The following is a 26821-nucleotide window of genomic DNA, read 5'->3' as shown; positions in this document are numbered from 1 at the left end:
ACACGCTATTGTACCTGGATAAATTACATGTTTTCCACACATTTTGTGTGCTTATTTTTTTCATTTTTTATCAGGGAAATATTAATTTAATTTTTCCTAAAAAGCAGCAATAGTACTAAATATTGCTGCTGATTCCTTTATTAATTAATAACCTGAAAAGCTTTTTCTTCTGTTTTTTCGTTTTTAAATATTAATAAAAATATGATTGCTAATACTAAAGAATAACTAGCAAAAATAAGCCAAATAGTGCGCCAATCAATAATTCCATCTGATGTATAATAATCAACGACAAAACCACTGATAGTTGAACCTAAATAAGCACCAATTCCATTGGTCATAATCATAAAAAGCCCTTGTGCACTGTTACGAATATTTGAAGATACCGATTTTTCAACATACATAGAGCCAGAAATATTATAAAAATCAAATGCACAACCGTATACGATCATTGATAATAATAATAACGTGAAGCCAACAGGAGAAGGATCACCATAAGCAAATAAGCCAAAACGAGCAACCCAAGCAATCATACTAATTAACATTACATATTTGATACCAAGGCGTTTCATAAAAAATGGAACAAACAGTATAAATACTACTTCCGATATTTGTGAAATAGAAAGTAAAACAGAAGGGTATTGTACTACTAAACTATCGGCATATTCTGGAACATTTTTAAATGAAAGCAAGAAAGGATTACCAAAAGTATTTGTAATTTGTAAAATTCCTCCAAGAAATACAGCGAATATGAAGAAGATTGCAATTCTAGGTTCCTTAAATAAAACAAATGCATCTAGACCTAAAGAGCTTACAAGAGACTTTCTTTTCGAATTATCTTTAGTTATTACAATTAATGGTAAAGTAAGTGAGTATAGGCTAAGTAAAATTGAACCGGTAGCGGCAATATAAAGTTGCATATTGCTTAATCCAAATTTTAAAAAGCTCACTAACCACATTGCAATAATAAAACCGATAGTACCAAAAATTCTTATATTAGGAAATTGAGTGATAACATCCAAACCTTGCGAAGCTAAACATGAGTAAGAAATTGAGTTAGAAATAGCTATAGTAGGCATAAAGGCAAGGCAATGAATTAACATAACAACAACCATCATCAAAGGTGATGTAATTGATGCTGCAATAAATAGGGTAATTGCACCAATTAGATGGCAAATCATAAATAACCTATTAGCAGGGATCCATCTATCTGCTACAACACCAAGTAAGCCTGGCATAAATAAAGAAGCGATTCCCATCGTACTATAAACTGAGCCTACTGTCGTACCGCTAAATTTTAGAGTCTCCATCATATAAGAACCTAGGGTGATAAGCCAACTTCCCCAGATGAAGAATTGTAAGAAAAATATAATCTTAAGTTTAAACTTAATATTCATTTCGATTCCTTATTAAATGAGATATTTGATAATCTATTGCCTAACAAATTATTAATGAATAAATTTAAATATTAGCGAATACTATGTTTGCTTATATAACGCTATGCTTATTAGTATGCGGTTAAAATAGCTTACTGATTTTTGTTTTAAAAAATGTTTTATCTAATTTAACTGTTAATATTTTTATTATTCTAAAAAATAAACTTAAAAAAAATGGCAATTGATCTGCCATTTTTTTAATTCTGATTTAATAATACTGATTCCAATGCTACTGTAATCATTTCTTTAAAGCCCAGTTGGCGTTGTTCTGCCGACATGGATTCTCCTTTTCGAATATGATCTGAAACTGTACAAATTGCTAGTGCCTTTGCACCATATTCTGAAGCAACTCCATAAATGCCAGCAGCTTCCATTTCAACGCCTAAAATATTGTATTTTTCCATAATATCGAACAATTCGGGTTCAACACTGTAGAATAAATCAGCTGAAAAAAGATTACCAACTTTTACATTTACACCCAATTGTTTCGCTGCATTAACTGCGTTACAGGTTAGATCAAAATCGGCAATTGCGGCAAAATCATGATCTTTAAAACGAATTCGATTGACTTTAGAATCAGTACAAGCTCCCATACCGACAATAACATCACCGATGTTAACATTTGGGCTAATTGCACCACATGAGCCGATTCGTATAATATTTTTAACTCCATAAAACTTTATTAATTCGGTTACATAAATAGAACAAGAAGGAATGCCCATTCCATGTCCCATAACTGAGACTTTTTGCCCTTTGTAATAACCTGTAAAACCTAGCATTGCTCTTACATTAGTGACTTCTTGTGCGTTTTCTAAAAATGTTTCTGCAATAAATTTTGCGCGTAGCGGATCGCCAGGCATTAAAACAGTTTCTGCAAAAGCATTATCAGCGGCATTAATATGCGGGGTAGACATCAAATTCTCCTGATCTTTGTTTCTAAAAAAGTATTACTTTAAAATGGATTAGTTATCTATTTTCTAATAAAAGATTGACCATAATCCATTGGCGACAAATCAAAATAATCAGCGACACTTTGCCCAATGTCGGCAAAAGTTTTCCGATGACCTAAAGATCCAACTGGCACGCTATCACCATAAACAAGCACTGGAATATGTTCACGTGTATGATCCGTTCCTGGCCATGTAGGATCGCAACCATGATCAGCACTGATAATCAGCAGATCACCTGGTTCAACCAGTGCTAGCATTTCAGGTAGACGGCTATCAAAATATTCTAAAGCTGCAGCATAACCTGAAACGTCGCGTCTATGTCCATAAGAAGAGTCAAAATCAACAAAATTAGTAAACACAATGGTATTGTCTCTAGCTTGCTTTATTTCTTCAAGCGAAGCATTAAATAGCGCTTCAATACCTGTGGCTTTAACTTTTTTTGTTATCCCAACGTGTGCATAAATATCGGCTATTTTACCGATTGAAATAACGTGACCATTTTTTTCATCAACTAACTTTTTAATCATTGTTGGTGCAGGTGGCTCAACAGCAAGATCATGACGATTACCAGTACGAACAAACTCACCTGCTTTTGCACCGATGAAAGGTCTTGCAATAACGCGCCCTATATTGTAATTGCCTTTATTAAGTTCATCACGTACTATTTCGCAAATTTCATATAATTTTTCTAAACCGAACGTTTCTTCATGACAAGCGATTTGGAAAACTGAATCTGCTGATGTGTAAAAAATTGGTTTACCGCTTGCCATATGTTCCTCGCCAAGTTCATCTAGAATAATCGTGCCTGATGAATGGCAATTACCTAGATAGCCAGGAAGATTTGCACGTGTAACAATTTTATCTAAAAGATCTTGAGGAAAGCTGTTAGTGGTATTAGTAAAATAACCCCAATCAAAAAGAACGGGTACACCTGCTATTTCCCAATGTCCTGAAGGCGTATCTTTACCCGAGGAAATTTCGCTTGCATAACCATAAGAACCAATGATATCACCTTCAGATTTCATGCCTTTTGGATAATGCCCTGTTGATTCATATGCAGCTTCTAGTAATCCTAACTTACCTAAATTAGGTAAGTTTAGCACTCCACTGCGTCCGCACTCAGCTTTGCCTAATGCACAGGCTTCGGCGATATGACCTAAAGTATTAGCGCCTTCATCGCCATATTTTTTCGCATCTTCAGCGCCACCTAGTCCGAAGGAATCAAGGATCATAATAAAAACTCTTTTCATAATTTCCTCTAACTTTCGAATACAACCTTACTCACATAAATTTATTGGCTTATATTATATGAAATAATAACATGTAAAAATGTGATCTAATACCCAATTGATTATTTTTATAATAATTCACAATAAATATAACAGACATTTTCGGGCTGATTAAATTTCTTCTAATTTAAAAAAGATCGAATGGTTAGCTATGATACATGATTAAAAAAAAACAAAAAAGATTTAAGCATTGTTTTAGCTGATTATTTGATTAATGTTAACGTTTAATAAAGAAATAGGGCAATCATTTGGGAAAAAGTGCATATATTAGGTTTTAATAGCCATAGTAATTATTTTTAATGTGTTTAAAATGGAGAATCATCGAAGTTTAGATAAAATACCCCATACTGTTGTGATAACATATTGCATTATATATATACTTAAATGATACAATAGTTATTTATCTTGCCATATGCATAAACATTTAGTCATTCTATTTACATATTAAAGTTGAAAATCCAACTTCAAATTTTAAAGTTAAAAGCTTTATAAAATTAAAAAGAAATAAAATGATTGAACAATACACTCACTACTGGCTAAATCAATTTCAAGGTATAACATATTTTTCTTCAAAGGAAATAAAGGTAGTTATTAATGAAACAAAAAATCCCGAATACTTTTGGGCTAGAAGCTTATGCTCAGCATGTCATTACTGTTACAACGGTTGAACAACTTAAAACTGTTTTTGAAAATCATAAAAATCAACCAATTATGATTATTGGCGAAGGAAGTAACACACTATTTACTTGTGATTTTAATGGCATAATTATTGTTAATCGTATTAAAGGGATAACCATTACTGAAACCGACCGAGAATGGCATTTAAAAGTTGGTGCAGGTGAAATTTGGCATGATGTAGTATCACAAACAATTGAAAAAAATATACCAGGGCTTGAAAACCTTGCTTTAATTCCTGGCTGTGTGGGTTCTGCGCCTATTCAAAATATTGGTGCTTATGGGATTGAGTTTCAAAAAGTGGCGGATTATGTGGAACTGCTTGAGCTTGCTACAAATAAAATCCTTACTATCACCGATGGTCAATATGGATACCGTGAAAGCATATTTAAAAAACAATATTTACAAGGTTATGCGGTGATTAATGTCGGTATAAAATTACCCAAACAGTGGCAACCAATATTAAATTATGGTGAATTACGTAACTTTGAGCCACAAACTGTTACCGCCAAAATGATTTTTGATAAAGTCTGCGAAATTCGCCGTAGTAAATTGCCAGATCCAAAAGTTCTAGGTAACGGTGGAAGCTTTTTTAAAAACCCTGTGGTCAATAAAATTGTAGCGGACAAACTACTTGAAATTTATCCAAACATGCCAATATATCCACAAGCCAATCACCAAACCAAATTAGCTGCAGGTTGGCTGATTGAACAGTGTGGTCTAAAAGGATACCAAATAGGTGACGCTGCGGTACATCAACAACAGGCATTGGTCTTAGTTAATAAAGGTCAAGCAACAGCACAAGATGTGGTTGAATTAGCTCGACATATAAAAAAATGTGTATTACAAAAATTCTCGGTGAATTTATCACCAGAAATCCGATTTATCGGCAACTCGGGTGAAATTGATGCAGACAGTTATTTATAATTAGCACCAAATTATAATTACCCACAAATTTTAACTTATAATTATACGCGATAACATTATGAAACATTCGTATTCATTTCCTATTTTATTAGCCAGCTTATTATTTGTGACAATCTCATTATCAGCGTTAAACACACAAGTACCTTTGTGGTTAGTGCGTAATGAGTTTTCGCTTGAACAAATTGGTCTAGTTGGCTCAAGTTATTTTACTGGCAACCTTATTGGTACCATTTTCGCCAATTGGTTTATTAATAAATTTAATGCGCGTCACACATACACTTATAGTTGCATTATTTTTGCCATTGCAACTATTGGATTAAGTTTTTCAATGAATTTTTATAGCTGGATAATGTGGCGATTTTTTATAGGGATTGCTTGTGCGGTCACTTGGGTGGTTATTGAAAGTTGTATATTACTCACTGGTCCGGTACGTACACGTGGAAAAATGCTTGCAGTATATTTAACTACTTATTATTTGGGTTCGGTTTTGGGACAAGCATTGTTACAGTATTTCCCGCAAAATATATTGTATTTTGGATTGGTTATTGCGTTACTGATGGGGCTTGCAATTTTATTTATTTTGCTGACTCATTATAAATTACCAAAAAGGAAAAAAAGCAGCTTTAACATCATGCCAATGATATTAAATAAACCCTCTCGACTTGGATTAACCGGTTGTATTATTGCAGGTATGTTAATTGGCTCATTATATTCGCTCTTACCGGCCTATTATTCGCACTTAGGCTATAGTGATGTTCAGGTGGCTAATTGGATTATTTTACTTATTTTATCTGGAGTAGTTGCCCAAATGCCGGCTAACTGGTGTGCAGATAAATTTGGGCGACAAACAGTATTACTAATCGAATCACTACTCATGTTGATTGCATGTATTATGCTGATATTTAATTGGTGTGATGTATTAGCAATTATCCTATTAGGCGTAACCATTTATACCATTTACCCCATATCTATGGCTTGGGCCTGCTCGTGTGTTAAAAAACAAGATATTGTGGCGATGAATCAAGCAATGCTATTAACCAACACATTAGGCAGCTTAATTGCTCCTGCAGTGATAGCATTCATTATGGATAAAACGAGTAATACCTATTTATTTGTCAGTTTTGCTATAATTTCGTTATACTTCATCATTTTATTAATCAAAAAAAGAGAAGCGGATGCGCAACCACAATAATCCACTTAAATTAATAGCAATACTTGCAGACGGCAAATACCATTCGGGCGAAGAATTAGCAGTAATATTTGGCATAACACGCGCAGGAATTAATAAATACATCAAACAACTGCGTGAGTGGGGGATTGAGCTAACTTCAGTGCAGGGTAAAGGCTATTGCTTGGCAGCACCTCTTAATTTGCTTAATAAAACTAAAATTGATCAGTATTACCAATCGAATAGTCGATGTGACATATTGCCAATTATTGATTCAACTAACCAATATCTACTGGATAGAATTGGTCAACTAACATCGGGCGATTGCTGTGTCGCCGAATTTCAATCCAAAGCACGAGGAAGGCGAGGGCGAAAATGGTTTTCGCCTTTTGGCACTAATTTATACTTTTCAATGTATTGGCGACTAGAACACGGTATCGCAGCGGCAATGGGGCTGAGTTTAGTTGTTGGTATTGTTATTGCCGACACCTTACGTACATTATCTGGTCAAGACATCAAAGTTAAATGGCCAAACGATCTATATCTTAACGATCAAAAACTAGCGGGTATTTTAGTTGAGCTTGCAGGTAAAACGGGCGACTGTGCCCATGTTGTGATTGGTGTTGGCGTCAACTTAACCATGACAAACCCTGACACCACCATAGTTAACCAAAAATGGGCTAATTTAGGTAATGTTGATCGTAACTTATTAGTTGCACAGATTGCCAAAGCTTTAAAAAGCCAATTAATCGAATTTGAAAAACATGGGTTGGCGCCATTTATTAATGATTGGAATAGACTAGATAACTTTGTTAACCGACCTGTAAAACTATTAATTGGCGATAACATTATTCAGGGAAAAGCAAAAGGCATAAATGATCAAGGAGCCTTATTACTAGAGCAAAATGGTAAAATTAATGCCTATATTGGTGGTGAGATATCACTAAGAATGGATGAATAATGATCCAAAGCCATTAAAAACTATTCCGCTTGTGACAAGCGGAATAGGGTAGGCAAACAACTTTTTAACTTTTATTTTTAAATTTCAAAACTCGAAGCGCATTAGCTGTCACAATCGCAGTCGTACCTGAATCAGCTAACACAGCCAACCATAGTCCAGTAAAGCCAAATAAACTAGTAATCAAAAACACTAACTTAATGCCCAACGCAATGGTAACATTTTGTTTAATATTACGAGAGGCAAAACGCGTTAAACCAATTAGCTTAGGCAAACTTAACAAGCTATTTTTAGTTAATGCGGCATCAGCAGCCTCTAGCGCAACATCAGTACCGCTACCCATAGCAATACTTACAGTTGCCGCTTTCATGGCTGGAGAATCATTAATTCCATCGCCCACCATAGCGATCGACGTTGAGATACGCATCTTTTCAATTTCTGCCAATTTATCAGCAGGCAACAGTTCTGCTCGGTAATCCATACCTAATTGAAAGGCAATAGCTTTGGCGGCTCGCTCATTATCGCCTGTTAACATCAAAGTTTTAACGCCAAGCTTGTTAAGCTCATTCATTGTAGTCATTGCATCACTCCGTAACACATCTTGCAATGCAATAATGCCCATCAATTGTTGACTTGTTACTACAACCACTACTGTTTTACCCGCATTTTCAAGTTCCTCAATAATTTTGGTATGTTCAGCCTTCAAAGGCGCTGAAACAGTTACAACCTTACTTGGTGATACAATATAAAAAGTTTGATTATCAACCTCGCCTTGAACACCAACCCCCGCAATTGCTTTACGATTATCGGCCTCATTGACATTTAATTGATTTAGCAATGCATAATCAACAATCGCCTTAGCAATGGGATGATGCGAACCACTTTCAATAGCGGCAACTAACTTTAATAATTCTTCTTTTGAAACATCTTCACTAATAACATCGGTGACTTGCGGTTTACCTTCAGTTAACGTACCGGTCTTATCGAACGCCACTAGCTTAACGGAACCAATATGCTCTAACGCTGCACCACCTTTAATTAGTACACCTTGTTTTGCTGCATTAGACAAAGCAGACGTTATTACCGCAGGTGTTGAAATCACAAGCGCACAAGGGCAACCAATTAACAACAGTGTTAAACCTCGATAAAACCAAGTATACCAATCAGCATTAAACAACAAAGGTGGTACAATAATTACTAACAGTGCAAATAAAGCGATTGTCGGCGTATAATAACGACTAAACTTATCAATGAATCGCTCAATCGGTGCTTTACGCTCCTCGGCATCTTCAATCAACTGTAAAATACGATCAACTGCGTTTTTTCCTTTTTCAGAAATAACTTTGAGTTGAATTGTATTATCAACAACTAGCGAGCCTGCCAAAATTTTATCACCAGCAAAATAATTAACCGGAATGGATTCGCCCGTTAAAGCACTCTCATCAATGCTTGCCTGTTCGCTGAGTAGAATTACATCAGCTGGTAAACGACCACCGGATGAAATTTCAATTATGTCGTCTGGTTGTAAACTATGGCTAGTAACAGTTTTTCGTTTACCATCAATAATAATAACCGACTCTTCAGGCATTAGCTCAGCAAGCGACGAAATGCCCTTTTTAGCTTTACTTGTTGCAACGCTTTCTAACATCTCGCCAATCATAAATAAAAATATAACCATAGTGGCTTCTTCGGCTGCACCAATAAACAGTGCACCAATTGCTGAAATGCTCATCAACGATTCAATAGAAAACGGAGTACCACTACGAGTTAAAATCAAAGCTTCTTTAGCGATTGGAATTATGCCGAATATGGCAGTTGCAATAAAGGCGCATTCACCAACATATTGATTAAATAAAAGAATAATATAACTGATAATAATTAAAATCCCTTGAATGACTAAGGGGATAAACGCTTTTTTATCAAAATGATGGGAATGTTTGTGGTGGTGAGCATATTGTGTTGAAGTTACTAATAAAGGTTTATAACCGAGTTCAATTACTTTATCCTCGATTAATTTAATCACTTTTTGGTTCTTTTCAGGGACAAAAACAATAAGTTTTTCAGTTGAAAAAAGGATCTTGGTATGAGTAATATTGGGTAAATTTCTGATGCCATTTTCGATTTTTTGTGCGCAACTGGCACAATCCATGCCTTGGATCTTCCATGTCAATTTAATATCTTTACTTTTTTGCTCAGACCCATCGGGAGGATCATCCGATTCATTTTGCTCAAGCTCTGTGTGCGTATTTCCCCCACAACTATCGGTTGATTCTTGGCTACAATAGGTATCATGATTAGAATAGTTATGATTATGCTTAATATTTTTGCAATTACTGTGACAACATTCATGGTTAACATGGTGATGATGTATATATTTGTTATTATATAACATAACGTTACCTCTATTTGTTGATGAGTTTGATTGTACGCTAAAACAGATAAAAATAAATCATTTTTTAAGTTTATTTACTACCACGGCTAAATTATTATATCCACTGATAAAATGAATTTATTGATATGGCAGTAGAACATTTAAATTAAATAGTATCAAACACACAAAACTTATAACTATTTTAATGGTTGAAAAGATCTAAAATAACCGAATGGATAAAATTTTATAGTGACATAACCGTAAGGTGATTGGTGTCTATTTGTGGCAAACAGTCTTCATACTACTAATTAGTATCCCCAAATTTCTATATAAGCATGGAATTTAAGTATATAATTACGACTACTTAAACGATTAGGAAAATCTATGTCTACAATTTCATCTTTTCGCCAACGGCAAAGTACCATTTTTATAGCCTTTCTTTTTTCCACGTTTATTATTGGTATCGCAGGCGCCTTACAATCACCGACGCTAAGTCGTTTTTTATCTTATGAAGTTAATGTTAATGAAATTTTGGTTGGTGCTTTTTATTCTGTTAATGCTATCGCAAGTATTATAGGTAGTTTCTTCTTAGCTAAATATTCTGATAATAAAGGTGATAGACGCAACATAGTTATTTTTTGCTGTCTAATGGGGATTACTAACAGTATTATTTTCGCTTTTGTTCGTCATTACTCTATTTTAATCACATTAGGGGTATTATTTTCAGCACTAACCTCTGCTGCCATGCCACAAATTTTTGCATTAGCGCGTGAATACGCAGTTAAAACAGGGCGAAATGTCGTTGCATTTAATTCCTTAATTCGTGCTCAGCTATCTCTTGCTTGGGTAATTGGTCCACCATTATCTTTTTTATTAGCTATTAACTATGGTTTTACCACCATGTACCTCAGTGCTATGACGATGTTTATTATCGCTATAGTTTTTATTGCTATTTTCTTGCCCTCTGTTGAAAAAAATCCCATAACAAAATTTGATAACCCTAACGAGTTATACGCAGCCAACCAGCCCCTTTTAAAAAATAAAAACGTGGTTTTCTTATTTCTTTCCACCGTATTTATGTGGACAGCAAACATGATGTACATCATTGATATGCCGTTGTATGTCGATTCTGTATTACACTTATCAGATGCATTACCTGGTCAATTAATGGGGTTAGCCGCAGGGATTGAAATTCCTATCATGCTAATTGCTGGTTTTTTAGTACCCTATTTAGGTAAACGAAACTTATTTATCATTGCAATAATTTGCGGTGCCTTATTTTACGTTGGGATTATTTTATTCTCATCAGAACTTGCATTATTTGTTTTGCAATTATTTAATGCACTATTTATTGGAATAGTTGCAAACATTGGTATTATCTATTTTCAAGACTTACTACCAACCAGAATGGGGGTTGCATCCACCTTATTTAATAATGGTATGACCTGTAGTGTTATTTTGGCTGGCATGATTCAAGGTTTTGTTTCTGAAGAATATGGGCATGAAGTGATTTATAAAATTGCCTTAAGCATGATAGTGATTTCATTACTATTTTGTTTACTGGTTAAAGATGTAAAAGAAAAATAAATAAAATACTGGATAAATGACGTTTTACAAATAATATATAAAACGCCATTAATTTATTACCTGCCATTAAAAATTTAATAACAAATAACGAAAAATCGGCAGAGCTAACTATAAACGCCATAACTTGTTTTAAAGCCTTAAGCGAAAAAAATGCTTTTAAGCACACCGAACAAGATGCATCACATTAATCAACAACTCGAATCACACTAAAACTTTGTGTAATATTTTTAAATATTCCAATGTCTATCATCTTAACGCCAGCATTATTGACTGATAAAACGAGATTGACTAATTTTTGAGATATACTGCCTACTTTATTTTTTATTCAGTAAAAGTATTACATTGCTCAATAGAACCACTATCAAATCCTTTTTTAAACCAAGTATAACGTTGTTTAGATGAGCCATGGGTAAAGCTATCAGGAACAACATATCCCGCACTTTGGCGTTGCAAACGATCATCACCAATAGCTTGTGCTGTATTTAATGCTTGCTCAATATCACCAACATCAAGCAGATTTTGTTTTTGCATAGCATTGCCCCATAAACCGGCATAACAATCTGCTTGAAGTTCTAATTTAACCGACAACTGATTATTATTTAACTCAGATTGGTTTTGCTTTAACTGCTCTATTTTATTGAAAGTGCCCAACAAATTTTGTACATGATGACCAATTTCATGGGCGATCACATATCCTTGGGCAAAATCACCACCACCACCTAAACGTTGTTTCATCTCTTGATAAAATGACACATCTAAATAAACGGTTTTATCTGTACTGCAATAAAATGGTCCCATAAAGGATTGACCTGTACCGCAAGAAGTCTGAGTTAAACCGGTATAAAGCACTAATTTAGGCGGAATATAAGTTTTACCTAACCGATTAAATTCTTTGCTCCAATAATCTTCAGTACTAGCTAAAATGACTGATGTAAATTTAGCAGCATCAGGATCATCAATAGCATATTCAGTAGTGGATTGTTGTGGATTATTAAGATCAATAAGATCAGAGTTAAGCAAACCGGTTAAGTCAACGCCATAATACCCAGCAATTAATACAACAAAAAATAAAACAACTTTACCTTTACCACTAATTGGAATTTTTGTTCCCAAATCACCTGTTGATTGCGAACGGCGATCTTCAATATTATCACTCTCTCTTTGGTCTCTCCAACGCATAGTAATTATCTCATCAGTTTTGGTAAGTTTATTTTAAAGGATAATAGAAAAGGATACTAGGTTAAAGTTTCTACAATTTTGGTGTGATTTTGATTTTATGCGTATTACGTTTTGAGCATAAAAATTATTGTTAGTCTAAAGATTAACCCTTACGAAAGTAAAACCGATTCCTTATTAAAAGGTCGGAAACTATAACCATAAAAAAATCGGTAAGAATTAATATTTTTTTATCTAACTATTGTTTAATTTACGTATCATGATGAATTTACATTAAAAATTGGTACATTTTGGTAAAACGACATAAATTAAAGTAATCTTACTTATAGTATATTAAAAATCAATAAGTTAAAAATCTTTAAAAATTTAAAAAATCTGGTAGAATTTATCGGTCGCTATAACTGTAAATAAAACAGATAGCTACAATTAGAGTGTTCCCTGTATACACAGGGATAAACCGCCCTGCAATCGCTCGCATTCAACTGGTGTTAAGTGTTCCCTGTATACACAGGGATAAACCTGCAGTCAGAGCTACAACATGGTAACCCTGTACGTGTTCCCTGTATACACAGGGATAAACCGAGGTGATAAGATTTAATTCTTATTCATTAACTGCGTTCCCTGTATACACAGGGATAAATTCTAAACAGCATTAGTTAGCGTTGTTTTAAAATAGTCATGATTGGATGCAGCAAGCTTTAAATTCTTTTGTGGTTAGGTTTCGGACGTTTAGTCTTTAGTGACACTAAAATGAATGTAGTGTTCACGTCCGAGTAAAGGAAATTTAGCGTGAAATTTCCTTTACAATCCTAAGCTCGCCGCCAGAAGTACTGGTCACTGCGTGACTGCCCTCGCTTTGTTAATTAGCATTAAACGAACCGATGAGTATTGCACTTCCTTGTGCGCCCTCATCTCATTTGGCATCCTGCCCAATGTTCTATGCTAATTAACTCACTCGGCAGTACTTAAGCGGAAATACAAATTCAATGATTTAATTAGATTTTTAACATCATTAATAAAAATTTATTGTCTATCCACTTAATAATTGTTTGTGCTAATTCCGTGCCATACAAAGTGCTGACAACTAAGGCTGGTTAGCAAGTCAAACAAGGCGGTTTGGCAAGTTCGTGTTTTGTTTGGAACAAATCACCAACGGGCGTTAAAACCTGACAAAGGAAGAAGACAATTGCAAAGCGATCACTTTGTTTTAGGCATCAGCGTGGGGATTATAAAGGGGGATTGGCAATTCCTTTTGCTCGGACGTGAACGCTGATTTTATTTTTGTTTCACAAACGGTTAAAACATCCGAAAATAAAGCCTTATTTGTTCAGCTTTTGATTGTGGCGTTATTTTTTCCATACTTTCGCTTATCTTCATCCTTTCCCGTGTGGATCACGGTAATGTAATCGGGAATGGGTGGGGCTTTGCGGTAGAAGGCGACCCATTTGACGCCAGGGGGATCTTTGCGTTTAAATTCATCGGTGTTCACGTCGATATAAAAATTAGGTTCGTTCATGGATTTGTTATTGAAAAACATCTCCATATATTCTTGTTCCATATTAACCGTTTTTGGTTTGGGGTAACCTAAAGTAGCAAATATTTTATCGGCGTCTTTGGAGCCTCCGCCAAGCATACCTTGATCACAATAAAATAAGATTAAAAAAATTGATCCTCCAACTAAAATATCAAGCGCAAACATTAAGGTTAAAAAAACTAAATCATCACCAGAAGCTATTGTGAAAATAACCATACTTAGGATAAAACAAGGAAATGTAATTTTCCCAGCAAATTTAAAAGATTCTTTATTACTGGCTTTGGTTCCTTTCATAGCCCAAGGGTATAACCATAGGCGGTGATCGATGGGGCGGCGAAGGGCATAGGCGTAGTAGCTGCCATCGTCGAGCGGTTCGACCACCACTTCGACCTTGTCGCCATTGCGGAAAAAAGCCCGACAAAAAATGCCGTGTACGGTGAATTCACCCAGTTTACAGCGAAAGTATTGCACGCTGTTAAGGTAGTCGGCGGCTTCTTGTTGACCGCTTGCCATGCCAACTTGGCTAGCAGCTTCGGCGCTGTTGCCAAGCGCCAGTTGCCCAAGTAGTGGCAAACTGGCAAAACTGCCGCCGCCAAAGTGTGATAAGTCGGTATCTATCACTTCTAGCTCAGTGATTTTACCGGTAATGATTTGATAATAGTCACTATTTACTTTCATTTTTTCCGCTTATTTTTATTATTGTTGGTTTTTTCCGTGTGGATCACGGTAATGTAATCGGGAATGGGTGGGGCTTCACGGTAGAAGGCGACCCATTTGACGCCAGAGGGATCTTTGCGTTTAAATTCATCGGTGTTCACATCGATATAAAAATTAGGTTCGTTCATGGATTTATTGTTGAAAAACATCTCCATATATTCCTCTTCCATATTAACCGTTTTCGGTTTGGGATAACCTAAAGTAGCAAATATTTTATCGGCGTCTTTGGAGCCACTGCCAAGCATACCTTGATAACTATAAAATAAAATTAAAAAAATTAATCCATCAACGATAAAAGCGCCAATGCACGTTATAATAAAATAAAATAATTCTTTACCATTTGTTATATTTGCGAAGCTAATACATATTGCTGCGAAACTAATACTTAAGATATATATACCAAGTGAAATAGAACCAGCAAACTTAAGTGATTCTTTATTACTTGCTTTGGTTCCTTTCATAGCCCAAGGGTATAACCATAGGCGGTGATCGATGGGGCGGCGAAGGGCATAGGCGTAGTAGCTACCATCGTCGAGTGGTTCGACTACCACTTCGACCTTGTCACCATTGCGGAAAAAAGCCCGGCAAAAAATGCCGTGTACGGTGAATTCACCCAGTTTACAGCGAAAGTATTGCACGCTGTTAAGGTAGTCGGCGGCTTCTTGTTGACCGCTTGCCATGCCAACTTGGCTGGCGGCTTCGGCGCTGTTGCCAAGCGCCAGTTGCCCAAGTAGTGGCAAACTGGCAAAACTGCCGTTGCTAAAGTGTGATAAGTTAGTATCTATCACTTCTAACTCAGTGATTTTACCGGTAATGATTTGATAATAGTCACTATTTACTTTCATTTTTTCCGTTTATTATTATTGGTTTTTTCCGTGTGGATCACGGTAATGTAATCGGGAATGGGTGGGGCTTCGCGGTAGAAGGCGACCCATTTGACGCCAGGGGGATCTTTGCGTTTAAATTCGTCGGTGTTCACGTCGATATAAAAATTAGGTTCGTTCATGGATTTGTTGTTGAAAAACATCTCCATATATTCTTGTTCCATATTAACCGTTTTTGGTTTGGGGTAACCTAAAGTAGCAAATATTTTATCGGCATCTTTGGAGCCTCCGCCAAGCATAGCTTTATCACTATAAAATAAAATTAAAAAAATTAATCCATCAAATATAAAAGCGCCAATGCATCCTATAAGAAAATAAAGTAATTCCCTACCACTTTTTATTGTTGCGCAATTGATAGATATTGCTATACATATAATTGTTGCAATAAAAATGCCTCCTGAAATAGTGCCAGCGAACTTAAGCGAAGATTTATTACTTGCTTTAGAGCCTTTCATAGCCCAAGGATATAACCATAGGCGGTGATCGATGGGTCGGCGTAAGGCATAGGCGTAGTAGCTACCATCGTCGAGTGGTTCGACCACCACTTCGACCTTGTCACCATTGCGGAAAAAAGCCCGACAAAAAATGCCGTGTACGGTGAATTCACCCAGTTTACAGCGAAAGTATTGCACGCTGTTAAGGTAGTCGGCGGCTTCTTGTTGACCGCTTGCCATGCCGACTTGGCTAGCAGCTTCGGCGCTGTTGCCAAGCGCCAGTTGCCCAAGTAGTGGCAAACTGGCAAAACTGTTGCCGCCAAAGAGTGATAAGTGGGTATCTATCACTTCTAACTCAGTGATTTTACCGGTAATGATTTGATAATAGTCACTATTTACTTTCATTTTTTCCGCTTATTATTGTTGGTTTTTTCCGTGTGGATCACGGTAATGTAATCGGGAATGGGTGGGGCTTTACGGTAGAAGGCGACCCATTTGACGCCAGGGGGATCTTTGCGTTTAAATTCGTCGGTGGTGACATCGATATAAAAATTAGGCTCGTTCATCGATTTGTTATTGAAAAACATCTCCATAAATTCTTGTTCCATATTAACCGTTTTCGGTTTGGGATAACCTAAAGTAGCAAATATTTTATCAGCTTCTTGGGAGCCTCCGCCAAGCATATTCTTATAACACCAGAACAAAGCTAGGAAAATTAAAATATCAACTATACTAAATACAACAAAAGAGAGACAAAAAAATATAAAATCATCATGCGATAATATTCCTATCATAATCATACCAATAATAAAAATAGAACCCATTAAAGTACCAGTATATTTAAATGCACCTTTACTATTAGCTTTAGTTCCTTTCATAGCCCAAGGGTATAACCATAGGCGGTGATCGATAGGTCGGCGAAGGGCATAGGCGTAGTAGCTACCGTCTTCCAGTGGTTCGACTACCACTTCGACCTTGTCGCCATTGCGGAAAAAAGCCCGACAAAAAATGCCGTGTACCGTGAATTCACCCAGTTTACAGCGAAAGTATTGTACGCTGTTAAGGTAGTCGGCGGCTTCTTGTTGACCGCTTGCCATGCCGACTTGGCTGGCTGCTTCGACGCTGTTGCCAAGCGCCAGTTGCCCAAGTAGTGGCAAGCTGGCAAAACTGCCGTTGCCAAAGTGTGATAAGTTAGTATCTATCACTTCTAACTCAGTGATTTTACCGGTAATGATTTGATAATAGTCACTATTTACTTTCATTTTTTCCGCTTATTTTTATTATTGTTGGTTTTTTCCGTGTGGATCACGGTAATGTAATCGGGAATGGGTGGGGCTTCACGGTAGAAGGCAACCCATTTGACGCCAGGGGGATCTTTGCGTTTAAATTCGTCGGTGTTTACATCGATATAAAAGTCTGGTTCGTTCATGGATTTGTTATTGAAAAACATCTCCATATATTCTTGTTCCATATTAACCGTTTTTGGTTTGGGGTAACCTAAAGTAGCAAATATTTTATCAGCGTCTTTGGAGCCTCCGCCAAGGATATCTTTATTACAGTAAAATAAAATTAAAAAAATTAATCCGTCAACGATAAAAGCAGCAATGCACGCTATAATAAAATAAAATAATTCTTTACCATTTGTTATATCTGAGAAAATAATACACATCGTTATACAACTAATACTTAATAGATATATACTGAGTGAAATAATACTTGCATCTTTAAACGCTTCTTTATTACTGGCTTTAGTTCCTTTCATAGCCCAAGGGTATAACCATAGGCGGTGATCGATAGGTCGGCGTAAGGCATAGGCGTAGTAGCTACCATCGTCGAGTGGTTCGACTACCACTTCGACCTTGTCACCATTGCGGAAAAAAGCCCGACAAAAAATGCCGTGTACCGTGAATTCACCCAGTTTACAGCGAAAGTATTGTACGCTGTTAAGGTAGTCGGCGGCTTCTTGTTGACCGCTTGCCATGCCGACTTGGCTGGCTGCTTCGGTGGTGTTGCCAAGCGCCAGTTGCCCAAGTAGTGGCAAACTGGCAAAACTGCCGCCGCCAAAGTGCGATAAGTCGGTATCTATCACTTCTAACTCAGTGATTTTACCGGTAATGATTTGATAATAGTCACTATTTACTTTCATTTTTTCCGCTTATTATTGTTGGTTTTTTCCGTGTGGATCACGGTAATGTAATCGGGAATGGGTGGGGCTTCGCGGTAGAAGGCGACCCATTTGACGCCAGGGGGATCTTTGCGTTTAAATTCGTCGGTGTTCACGTCGATATAAAAATTAGGTTCGTTCATGGATTTGTTATTGAAAAACATCTCCATATATTCCTCTTCCATATTAACCGTTTTCGGTTTGAGATAACCTAAAGTAGCAAATATTTTATCGGCGTCTTTGGAGCCACTGCCGAGCATATTTTTATAACACCAGTAATAAATCAAAAAGAACAAGCCATCAACTATTGTAATAATAGTTAACATTAAAATGAAAAAAAATAAATCATCACTAATTATTGAAATTGCAATGAAACTTCCTAGGAAAATAAGAAGTGATAAAGGTGCTGTTGCTTTTACAGCATCAGTTTTATTCGCTTTAGTCCCTTTCATAGCCCAAGGGTATAGCCATAGGCGGTGATCGATGGGGCGGCGAAGGGCATAGGCGTAGTAGCTGCCATCGTCGAGTGGTTCGACTACCACTTCGACTTTGTCGCCATTGCGGAAAAAAGCCCGGCAAAAAATGCCGTGTACGGTTAATTCACCCAGTTTACAGCGAAAGTATTGCACGCTGTTAAGGTAGTCGGCGGCTTCTTGTTGACCGCTTGCCATACCAACTTGGCTAGCAGCTTCGGTGCTGTTGCCAAGTGCCAGTTGCCCAAGTAGTGGCAAACTGGCAAAACTGCCGCCGCCAAAGTGTGATAAGTCGGTATCTATCACTTCTAGCTCAGTGATTTTACCCGTGATAATTTGAAAGTAGTGATTCATTGATTTATCCTGCTTTTAGTTTATACCTTGGAAATAATCGGTAATTGCATTGGGATTAAATGGGTAGTTTGACTTCGGTTGATTTTTGATTGCTAGCGCCTCTCGTTTTGCTTGGTGGCGGCGCTCTAAATCGTTAGTGATTAGCATTAAGGCATCAAATTCGTTAAAATCGTGCTCGGTTTCGCTATCCGGTTGTTGCGCCGTAGTTGCTTTGGCGGTGAGTTGGTTTTGTTGATTTAGTTCAACGGTGGATTTGTCAATTCCAAACATTTCTTGTAGTGCCTCTTTAAATGCGTCTTGTTGTTCGATAAGATTTTTATAGGCTTCGGCATTATCATTTTTTACGCCTAGCGCACTGAGTTTTATCCACGATTCTAACTCATTATCACTTATATACCAGATCAATCCTTCAATCAGCAGGCTAAGCACACCAACCCAAAAACCAAGCGCTAATAGTATCACCCTTCTTGCCATAATTTGCGCAGTATAAATGGCAATGGCTCGGGCAATGACTTCTCGGCTTAGCCCTTTGGCTAACGCCCGTTTGGTTAATCGGTGCATTAGCCAAGGGATATGATATGTAATAGAAGTTCCAGATGTTATTCCAGCATTTACAAAATATAATGCGCCATTTAGCCCATTCAAGATAGTTAAACTTATATTTCCTTTTTCTGCTTCTTCCTTCGCCTTCATAAACTTCTGACAAGAAACATACAACCCCGCCGCTGCCCCGAAGAACCCTGACATCACCTTTATACGCCCTGCGGCAACCGAGCCAGATCCTGTAACTGTTTTGACAAATTGATACATTAATTCGGTGGTTGCCGATGTCATCGCTAGTGATGCACCAATCATTTCTGCCGACCAGAAACTGTCGTTATGGTCGCCTTGGGTTTTATCTTTAATTTGTAGCCAGTTATATATTTCAAAGGCGGCAATAACAAAGGCTAAGCGGATATCTTTAAACCCTTTACTTGGTTGGCTACGGGTGACTTTGATGTTGTCGATATCTTCTTTTTTGGCTTTTAATATTTTTGTATTGCGTCCGGCTTCTTTTATATCTAAAACTCGGGAAATCACTCTATTTTTGTTATGAAGTTGTTTAACGTACTCACTTTTCGCTTTTAGATCGGATTCTCGCATTTTTTTGGTTAGTTGCATCACCACGCCACCTGGTAAGGTTTGGGTTTTAGGTAAGGCGTTTTTAAACCATTGCGAGTTGACCACGGCATTGCTGACGTTGTTTTCTGCCTGTAAAATCGCTTGCTGCGCTTTTTTATATAAGCCAAAAAATGACAAATTTAGCATAAGGCAGGCATGGTGGTTAATTTTATTGATTGTAGATGAATTATTCAGGGGGGAGAACATAATATTGCATAAGCGCACAGCCAAATTGTTGACGCTTAGCACGGGTTTACTTAAAAAGATTTTTAATAAACGTTCATTACCGGGCATTTTTATTCCTAATTTTGCCACATTCCCCAGTGTGTCGGGGTGGTTTTTTAATACGTTTTTGGCTTTATCTAGCTCTTTATAGTAGTTGTTTACTGCGTTTAAAAACCCTTGTGTTTTTTTGTAATACGCCGCAATTTTACCCACTTTAGAGGTGGCGATCACTTCGCTTAGTTCTATCGGTTCATGGTGATTTTCGATCTGTTCAAGCATGGCTTGAATGTCGGTTAATAGCGTTTCACTGTTGTTTGCTAACGCACGCACCATTATGCTGTCACTGGTGTCTTCACTTGCGTTACTTGCTTGTAACCATATTTTTAAGTTTAATTTGCCGATGTCGGTTAATTCTAAGCCTGAAGTGCATTTATCGATTACGGCTGAGTAGTAGATTCCATATAGGTTAAGTTGTTCCGCTATTTTTTGCTGCGCATCCCCCGTTAGTTCATTATCGGCAATGGCTTGTTCTACTTCAAATTGGTTGTCGATCCGTTTTTCGTTAGGATCTGTATCAGAAACGGATTCCCAAATGTCGCCGTCAAAATCTTTCATATGCTGGTAAAAGTTACTCATTTTTAACCAACTTATTAGTTGTTGTGCCCGTTGTTCGGCTAGGGTTGTTATTTGTTGTTGTAACTTTTCATATTGCTGATTTAAGTTATTTACAGTTTGCGTGTCTAAACATTTGGCATATTTTTTTCTGATGCTGTTTATTTTATCTATTTTATCTTGTTGGTATTGGTCTTCTTTTTTCCGATAACTCTCTAAGTAACTGCCTAAAAATTTTTCCGCTTTAAAATAACTCGTTAAGTTTTGCTCGTTTCGGTTGGATTGGGGGGAGTTAAAGTATTTGATATAACCTTTGTCTATAAAATAAGGATTATAATATTTGTTGTTGTTAGATACTAATGCGATCTGATACGCCGAATAGTTTTTACCATGTAAAAAGTAGTTACGTTCCCATTCATAATATTTTTCTTGTCTATATCTTATTGCTATAAAGTTATCATACATTCCGGTACAATCTTGGTAGTTTTTACTGTACGGTTTGCCGTAGAGTTCTTCTTGTATCAGTACCGATAGCTGATTAAAGGTTGAAAAAACAGGCAGCTCTTCGGTTTCGGGCAGTTTCTTCTCTTGCATTACCCGTTTAAAATAAGGGTGATTGGTATAGTTGAATTTAAAATCATCAGCAAATTCTTTATGAATTAATAGCTCTATGCCGTATTCGTAAGAAGCATAGGCATCAAATTCTTGTGCCCGTTCTTGGCGGTATTGATCGTTTTTGGCATAGAGTTCGTTACAATAGCCATTTAGTTCTTTTGCTATGCCGATTGGGTCATCAATAGCGATAATTAACGGTGAGTAACCAGCACTGTACTTATCCATGGTGTTGGCTATGGTTGCTGATAGCCCTTGTTGTTTTGTCCATGGCGTAGTTGTGGTGTTTTTTTTTGAGTACTTTGCTGTCATATCCAAAGGGTTGGTTGCCACCTTGTTTGGTGTTACTGTCAACGCCTTGGCGGTTATAACTTAGGGATTGAGAATAATGAACTTTTATTTGTGATTGTTTTTTAGGCTCTTCTTGGTTGTCAATAAGGTAGCTGGTGACAATGCTGTCGCTGTGATCATCTTGACCGATAGCTTGGCGCTTTTCGGGCTTATAGGCTTTATCTAAGTAAAAACAGCCAACTAACCCTGTTTTTATTGCATCTTCAATATTATCAGGATCTAAATAGTGACCATAGGTAAACTTATTATAATTTTGTTGATATTCGTCTAATAATTGCTGTAATTTATCTTTCATGGGATAGCCTATAACACAAGGTAGATATCGTTTAACGCTATTTGTTTAATTTTTAATATAAACACTGCCACCGTCATCCCGACGCAATAATGTCCATGTAATATCGGTATAGGTTTGCTTTGTATCGCTATCAATAAACGGCGCCACTTTATCTCCGTTGATTAATTCACGGTACTCAATTTTACCGTTAATGGTTGCAGAATAAAGCCCAGTATGGGGGCAAAGTTCACCTGTTTTTATACGAATGGGCACAGCTAACCCCGTTTGGTCGGGTGTTTGCTCTATTTGTTCATCTGTTTTAGGTAAGTCGGTTGCAGTGACATCATCAAAGCGGCATTGCCACTCTTTTGATGTGCGATCATTAAAGCGAATTTCCCCATTGATTGAGCCAAAACCCAATGAGGCAATTTCAGGCGCTCGCGCTGGTTTTAATAGCGCGTTAACGTTGACATAGTGCTTAGGGTAAGGGTTACGGCTTACATCGCCTAGTTCAGGAACTTCACCAGCCCGAACAACAACCCCACCCTTGTACGGATAAAAAGTAATTGCTTCGTCTTGATTGCGTTGTTTTAATTCATCAAGGCTACCTAATTTATCGGTAATCAGCTGATCACTAAGGATAGTGAGCCAGTTAATGCATTTAAAGCCACCTCGAAAGCGTAAATCACTTTCAACATTGGAAATATCAAGCCCTAAGTATTTATGTGCTAATTCATACTCTAAATATTGATAATCATAATACTCATGGCTATGTTGAATACCTAAACCAAAAAAACCATGCATAGGCTGTAAAATTTCGCTGATTTGACGTATTAACTCCACAAGTGAGTCCACACCAAAACTTTTAAGCTCATTAATTGGTAAATAAAATTGAACATAACTGATTTCTTTATGTACCTTTTCATACCACTCTGGGCTTGAAAATGTTTTAATCAAATATTCAGGGGTAAAATCTAAATTATCAACATTACTCCAATAAAAATTTAATGTATCTAAAGCATATTCGTTAATCAACTCCAGTTTTTGCGCTAAACTAAACGCTTGATAAGGATATAATTTATTTGGGTCAGCATTAAAAAAACCATATTTAAGTTTATCGCCCCAATACTTATCATAGAGCGCTAACACTTGACCGATAGCTTGGCGCTTTTCGGGTTTATAGGCTTTATCTAAGTAAAAACAGCCAACTAATCCTGTTTTTATTGCATCTTCAATATTATCAGGATCTAAATAGTGACCATAGGTAAACTTATTATAATTTTGTTGATATTCGTCTAATAATTGCTGTAATTTATCTTTCATCATTTATCCTATAATTAAGGCTAGCTTAACTGCCTATAGTTACATTAATCTGTTGTTGGTTCATCGCCAGGCGTAAAATAGTAGTAAAACTGTTGTCGATAAGGGTAGTAGTGAATCAATCTTTCATTTTTGCCCATTCTTACTCTGTCTCTACTCTGTTTTGTTGAAGTTGAATCATCTTCAAATTCAAGAAGACTCTCTAACTTATTAAAATGATATTTCTGTTGATAGCGATAGTCAATTTCAATTAGGCGATCATCTTCGTACTTTTGCTTTTCTTGCTCGGTAATTTGGGCGTAATAGGTAAGTTGTTGATTCGGTTCTAATACATAATTGTTTGTTTGGGGTTGCTTAGCAGCCAACGGTAGCGAGGCTGTTGTCGCTGCTGCGGCCACAGTGGTTTTTGTTATAGGTGAAAACTTAATAACTTCAGCCCCATTGCGAACAACTGATGTTGTCGCCACCATTTCAGGAATCGATGCTACTAAAGGTGCCGTGCTCATTGCGCCTATAATGGAAACCCCAACTGCTGCTAATGGGGCGTTAACAACCGCTTCATGCCGTTGTTCATAGCGCTGTACAGCGTCTACTGCTAGTTCAAAATTATAATTATCAGGAGCTAACAATTGTGGGCGGCTGTACTCAAACTCTTGCTGGTTAACCCATTTTATAATGTGTTTTGATATCGCATCATATTCTTGCTTCATCTGTTGTTCAATGGTTAATGCTAGTTTAGTGCTAGTCATTGCCTTTTCGCCTACAATTGCATATAAGGGATCTGCTTTGGCATTGGCGAGCATCTCTTCTTCCTCTTTCCCTTTACGCCGACGAAATTCACACTGTTTTAAAGTCATTAAGCGAAATTTTTTAATATCCCCACTTGCAATTTTTAAATAATCTCTACGTTGATCTTCATTAAGTCGATCACCAGGAAATTTTATCTCAATGACGGTATCAATATTATCAGGGTGGTATCCTGCGGCACCTAATAATCGGTAGTTCTTTTTCTTTATGACATCTGGAATGCGGATCATGCCACGCCCATTTGGGAACCATTCTTTTGCAACATCAGGGTTGATGGTTCGATAAGCTTCAACAATATCATTATCACCACTTCGCTTTAGCGATAATTCGTTTTCAAGTGTGGTTTTATCTACCATGGGATCAACCACGCCAACCTCGCGAAAATCAAATAAATAACTTCCTTCAGGATCGCCGTATCTATTCAGTTTGCGGTATTCTCGGTAAATCATACGAAACTTTGATAAGGGATATCTACTAGGTCTAAATGGCTCTTTATTACTGGTAAGTGGTACTGGTGGTTCTTGAGTCATATTGTATCCAACTTCACCACAGTAAGGAAATTTATACTCAGAGTTTTCAGCATCTTGCCTAATCCACATTGTCACTTGCCGTTGATAGCGTGGTGTTCCGTTTTTTGCAATGAATGGAAATTTTTTCGCTGCTTCCATTTTTTGGCATAAATAAACAATATCAAACGGATGTGTTACAGGTAGTACGGTTCCTGATGTATTCTTTTCTGTAGTAGCCGACTGACTACGTCTGGATGTCGGTCTTGCCCTTGGTTTATCAATCATTGTTGTCATTTTTATTATCCTAAACATCATTAAAATCAAACTGAACAATTTTACCTGTTGCGATATGTTTTGCCTTGAAAGTATTTTTAGGGCTTTCTTCTTGTGCTGAACCTGTAATGGTTTGCGGTTCATCGGTAAACACACGCTTTGTCCGTCCTTGAGCATCGGTTATACCAGTCAGTGTCTGTCCATTTACTTCGATTTCATAGGGATAAAAAGCTAATGGTTCACCCGTTTCATGATCGGTTAATATAAAAAATTCACTGTAACCATTAATGCCCGGCAAATTAACATAAGGAATGGATAATGTCGCCACCCCCATCTTTTGCATCACATTACACTTCAGATAGATATTATCTTGGGTGCCCAGTTCAATGCCTTCACTGCTGATTTTTATGTATGAGCCGCCACACATTAACGTAAGCTGTTCGCTTGCGGTGACAGTGAGCTCACCATCGACACTGTCAATTTTTATATCTTGCTTGGCGGCCATGTTGAGGTTGGCGTTTTGGGCTTGCACCGCAATATCGCCTTGGTTGGCAAACAGTTTCATGCCTGATTTGTGGGCAAATAAGCCCATCGCTTCGCCCGATGAGAGGGTAAGGTTTTTTAAGGCGGCAATGTCAGTTTGGTTTTCACTGGTTAAAGTAACGCTGTTGCCGGTGGAGAGTTGAATGTTTTGTGGACTGGTTAAGGCAATGCCTTCTTGGGCATAGGCAAGTATGCCGCTTTGGGTCAGTTGGCTTAATGTTTTGTTAAGTTGTTCTTGGCTGTCAGTGTCTGCACCGTGGGCTTCAGACTGAGTAGCCGCATTTTGTAGGGCTTTGGCAATGGATAGCGCATTTTCAAGCTGGGTAATGGCGGCTTGCATGTCGAGCTGTTTGCCTTGCGCTTTCGGCTCGGTTTGGGTGGTTAAGTATAATCCCCGTGCAGCTGCTATGGCGCCCCATTCGTCGGTTCTTAGCTCAAAGCCTTCGCCACGCTGCGCTTTACTTTGGTCAACTAAGTGACCTAAATTCAGTTGGGTTTTGCCGTATTCGGTGGCGAGTTTGATGTGCTCTTGCCCCCGTTTGTCGTCCATGCGTAATTTATTATTCGCTGGGGTGCGTATCACATTGCGGTGTTTGTTAATGGCGGTGACAGGGTCTGGGTGAGCACTGTCGTGCATTGCATGGGCAATATACGGTCTGTCAGGGTTGCCTTGCATAAAAGCTATTGCTACTTCAGTACCGTCAATCAGTGGAAAGTGAAAACCGTATTCACTGCCAGCATAGGGTTTGGCTAACCTTATCCATAAGCTTTCTTCGCCATTTTTCCAATCTGTTAGGTCAAAGTTAAATTTAACCCGGTAGCGCCCTTGGGTATCAATATAGCCATAGGTGTCATTATCGGGACTGGTGACCCGTGCCGGTAAGGTGCCACTGACTTGTGGCCAAGCAAGGGGCGCTGGGCGATACGGTTTTAATACCTTAAAAGGTATCGCAGTAAAACTGAGCTGGTAAGCATCAGTGCGGCTGCCGCTGCCCGTAACACTTAAAATAATAATGCCTTCATCAATATCAATCAGCGGG

20 protein-coding genes are annotated in these 26821 nt (G+C 37.4%); 4 read left to right on the top strand and 16 right to left on the bottom strand.

Going from position 1 to position 26821, the window contains the following annotated elements:
- Positions 1 to 140: 140 nt before the first annotated feature.
- The 3 genes from A9G34_RS04140 to A9G34_RS04130 form a co-directional block, all read right to left on the bottom strand.
- Complete coding sequence (locus A9G34_RS04140) at positions 141 to 1394, bottom strand: nucleoside permease (protein ID WP_034946566.1); 1254 nt, start codon at positions 1392 to 1394, stop codon at positions 141 to 143.
- Positions 1395 to 1630: 236 nt separating this feature from the next.
- A complete protein-coding gene (gene deoD / locus A9G34_RS04135) occupies positions 1631 to 2347 on the bottom strand; it encodes a purine-nucleoside phosphorylase (protein ID WP_034946563.1) in 717 nt (238 codons plus the stop codon).
- 56 nt (positions 2348 to 2403) lie between these two features.
- Entirely contained in the window at positions 2404 to 3633 is a 1230-nt protein-coding gene (locus tag A9G34_RS04130) for a phosphopentomutase (protein WP_065568958.1), read from the bottom strand.
- A gap of 633 nt (positions 3634 to 4266) precedes the next feature.
- On the opposite strand from A9G34_RS04130, the gene murB reads away from it, so the two are divergent.
- Genes murB through birA form a run of 3 tightly spaced genes read left to right on the top strand, consistent with a single transcriptional unit; the run spans position 4267 to position 7403 of the window.
- Complete coding sequence (murB, locus tag A9G34_RS04125) at positions 4267 to 5274, top strand: UDP-N-acetylmuramate dehydrogenase (protein WP_065568957.1); 1008 nt, start codon at positions 4267 to 4269, stop codon at positions 5272 to 5274.
- Positions 5275 to 5332: 58 nt separating this feature from the next.
- Complete coding sequence (locus A9G34_RS04120) at positions 5333 to 6466, top strand: MFS transporter (RefSeq protein WP_065568956.1); 1134 nt, start codon at positions 5333 to 5335, stop codon at positions 6464 to 6466.
- Positions 6450 to 7403: a bifunctional biotin--[acetyl-CoA-carboxylase] ligase/biotin operon repressor BirA gene (gene birA / locus A9G34_RS04115; protein ID WP_034946554.1), complete on the top strand. Its 954-nt coding sequence runs from the start codon at positions 6450 to 6452 to the stop codon at positions 7401 to 7403. The genes A9G34_RS04120 and birA overlap by 17 nt, the downstream gene beginning before the upstream one ends.
- A gap of 64 nt (positions 7404 to 7467) precedes the next feature.
- On the opposite strand, the gene A9G34_RS04110 is transcribed toward birA, so the two are convergent.
- Positions 7468 to 9792, bottom strand: a complete 2325-nt coding sequence (locus A9G34_RS04110; protein WP_034946548.1) for a zinc/cadmium/mercury/lead-transporting ATPase — start codon at positions 9790 to 9792, stop codon at positions 7468 to 7470.
- A gap of 363 nt (positions 9793 to 10155) precedes the next feature.
- Here A9G34_RS04110 and A9G34_RS04105 point away from each other — a divergent pair, with 363 nt between their 5' ends.
- Complete coding sequence (locus A9G34_RS04105) at positions 10156 to 11358, top strand: MFS transporter (protein ID WP_034946546.1); 1203 nt, start codon at positions 10156 to 10158, stop codon at positions 11356 to 11358.
- A 321-nt stretch (positions 11359 to 11679) separates the two neighbouring features.
- On the opposite strand, the gene ypfJ is transcribed toward A9G34_RS04105, so the two are convergent.
- The 12 genes from ypfJ to A9G34_RS04040 all read right to left on the bottom strand — a co-directional run.
- The gene (gene ypfJ / locus A9G34_RS04095; RefSeq protein WP_034946540.1) at positions 11680 to 12537 is read right to left on the bottom strand and encodes a KPN_02809 family neutral zinc metallopeptidase; all 858 of its coding nucleotides are present in this window, start codon (positions 12535 to 12537) and stop codon (positions 11680 to 11682) included.
- Between the two features lie 1324 nt (positions 12538 to 13861).
- Positions 13862 to 14746, bottom strand: a complete 885-nt coding sequence (locus A9G34_RS04090; protein ID WP_065568955.1) for a putative type VI secretion system effector — start codon at positions 14744 to 14746, stop codon at positions 13862 to 13864.
- Positions 14743 to 15630 carry a putative type VI secretion system effector gene (locus A9G34_RS04085; protein WP_065568954.1) on the bottom strand — a complete coding sequence of 296 codons (888 nt, stop codon included), beginning with the start codon at positions 15628 to 15630 and terminating at the stop codon, positions 14743 to 14745. Before A9G34_RS04085 ends, A9G34_RS04090 begins: the two co-directional genes overlap by 4 nt.
- Positions 15627 to 16508 (bottom strand): putative type VI secretion system effector, encoded by an 882-nt coding sequence (locus A9G34_RS04080; protein WP_065568953.1) that lies wholly within the window; start codon positions 16506 to 16508, stop codon positions 15627 to 15629. Before A9G34_RS04080 ends, A9G34_RS04085 begins: the two co-directional genes overlap by 4 nt.
- Positions 16505 to 17365, bottom strand: a complete 861-nt coding sequence (locus A9G34_RS04075; protein WP_065568952.1) for a putative type VI secretion system effector — start codon at positions 17363 to 17365, stop codon at positions 16505 to 16507. Before A9G34_RS04075 ends, A9G34_RS04080 begins: the two co-directional genes overlap by 4 nt.
- On the bottom strand, positions 17362 to 18249 hold the full coding sequence (locus A9G34_RS04070) for a putative type VI secretion system effector (protein WP_065568951.1): 888 nt from the start codon (positions 18247 to 18249) through the stop codon (positions 17362 to 17364). The genes A9G34_RS04075 and A9G34_RS04070 overlap by 4 nt, the downstream gene beginning before the upstream one ends.
- The gene (locus tag A9G34_RS04065) at positions 18246 to 19094 is read right to left on the bottom strand and encodes a putative type VI secretion system effector (protein WP_065568950.1); all 849 of its coding nucleotides are present in this window, start codon (positions 19092 to 19094) and stop codon (positions 18246 to 18248) included. Before A9G34_RS04065 ends, A9G34_RS04070 begins: the two co-directional genes overlap by 4 nt.
- Positions 19095 to 19109: 15 nt before the next feature.
- Positions 19110 to 22016, bottom strand: a complete 2907-nt coding sequence (locus A9G34_RS04060) for a T6SS effector BTH_I2691 family protein (protein ID WP_141670336.1) — start codon at positions 22014 to 22016, stop codon at positions 19110 to 19112.
- The gene (locus A9G34_RS04055) at positions 21925 to 22350 is read right to left on the bottom strand and encodes a hypothetical protein (RefSeq protein WP_065568948.1); all 426 of its coding nucleotides are present in this window, start codon (positions 22348 to 22350) and stop codon (positions 21925 to 21927) included. Before A9G34_RS04055 ends, A9G34_RS04060 begins: the two co-directional genes overlap by 92 nt.
- A gap of 45 nt (positions 22351 to 22395) precedes the next feature.
- Entirely contained in the window at positions 22396 to 23652 is a 1257-nt protein-coding gene (locus A9G34_RS04050; RefSeq protein WP_065568947.1) for a type VI immunity family protein, read from the bottom strand.
- 44 nt (positions 23653 to 23696) lie between these two features.
- On the bottom strand, positions 23697 to 25259 hold the full coding sequence (locus A9G34_RS04045; protein ID WP_065568946.1) for a VRR-NUC domain-containing protein: 1563 nt from the start codon (positions 25257 to 25259) through the stop codon (positions 23697 to 23699).
- Positions 25260 to 25269: 10 nt separating this feature from the next.
- Positions 25270 to 26821: DUF2345 domain-containing protein (locus tag A9G34_RS04040; RefSeq protein WP_141670334.1), on the bottom strand; the 1552-nt coding region annotated here is incomplete at its 5' end.

Origin of the sequence: Gilliamella sp. Choc4-2, assembly GCF_001690355.1 — a bacterium.
Lineage (GTDB): Bacteria > Pseudomonadota > Gammaproteobacteria > Enterobacterales > Orbaceae > Gilliamella > Gilliamella apicola_A.
The sequence above is the reverse complement of the archived record's forward strand: the minus strand, read 5'-3'. Positions and strand labels throughout refer to the sequence as shown.

Coding starts and splice junctions, on each gene's coding strand:
- A9G34_RS04140 (WP_034946566.1), bottom strand. CDS start 1,394: ATGAATATTAAGTTTAAACTTAAGATTATATTTTTCTTACAATTCTTC.
- deoD (WP_034946563.1), bottom strand. CDS start 2,347: ATGTCTACCCCGCATATTAATGCCGCTGATAATGCTTTTGCAGAAACT.
- A9G34_RS04130 (WP_065568958.1), bottom strand. CDS start 3,633: ATGAAAAGAGTTTTTATTATGATCCTTGATTCCTTCGGACTAGGTGGC.
- murB (WP_065568957.1), top strand. CDS start 4,267: ATGAAACAAAAAATCCCGAATACTTTTGGGCTAGAAGCTTATGCTCAG.
- A9G34_RS04120 (WP_065568956.1), top strand. CDS start 5,333: ATGAAACATTCGTATTCATTTCCTATTTTATTAGCCAGCTTATTATTT.
- birA (WP_034946554.1), top strand. CDS start 6,450: ATGCGCAACCACAATAATCCACTTAAATTAATAGCAATACTTGCAGAC.
- A9G34_RS04110 (WP_034946548.1), bottom strand. CDS start 9,792: ATGTTATATAATAACAAATATATACATCATCACCATGTTAACCATGAA.
- A9G34_RS04105 (WP_034946546.1), top strand. CDS start 10,156: ATGTCTACAATTTCATCTTTTCGCCAACGGCAAAGTACCATTTTTATA.
- ypfJ (WP_034946540.1), bottom strand. CDS start 12,537: ATGCGTTGGAGAGACCAAAGAGAGAGTGATAATATTGAAGATCGCCGT.
- A9G34_RS04090 (WP_065568955.1), bottom strand. CDS start 14,746: ATGAAAGTAAATAGTGACTATTATCAAATCATTACCGGTAAAATCACT.
- A9G34_RS04085 (WP_065568954.1), bottom strand. CDS start 15,630: ATGAAAGTAAATAGTGACTATTATCAAATCATTACCGGTAAAATCACT.
- A9G34_RS04080 (WP_065568953.1), bottom strand. CDS start 16,508: ATGAAAGTAAATAGTGACTATTATCAAATCATTACCGGTAAAATCACT.
- A9G34_RS04075 (WP_065568952.1), bottom strand. CDS start 17,365: ATGAAAGTAAATAGTGACTATTATCAAATCATTACCGGTAAAATCACT.
- A9G34_RS04070 (WP_065568951.1), bottom strand. CDS start 18,249: ATGAAAGTAAATAGTGACTATTATCAAATCATTACCGGTAAAATCACT.
- A9G34_RS04065 (WP_065568950.1), bottom strand. CDS start 19,094: ATGAATCACTACTTTCAAATTATCACGGGTAAAATCACTGAGCTAGAA.
- A9G34_RS04060 (WP_141670336.1), bottom strand. CDS start 22,016: ATGACAGCAAAGTACTCAAAAAAAAACACCACAACTACGCCATGGACA.
- A9G34_RS04055 (WP_065568948.1), bottom strand. CDS start 22,350: ATGAAAGATAAATTACAGCAATTATTAGACGAATATCAACAAAATTAT.
- A9G34_RS04050 (WP_065568947.1), bottom strand. CDS start 23,652: ATGAAAGATAAATTACAGCAATTATTAGACGAATATCAACAAAATTAT.
- A9G34_RS04045 (WP_065568946.1), bottom strand. CDS start 25,259: ATGACAACAATGATTGATAAACCAAGGGCAAGACCGACATCCAGACGT.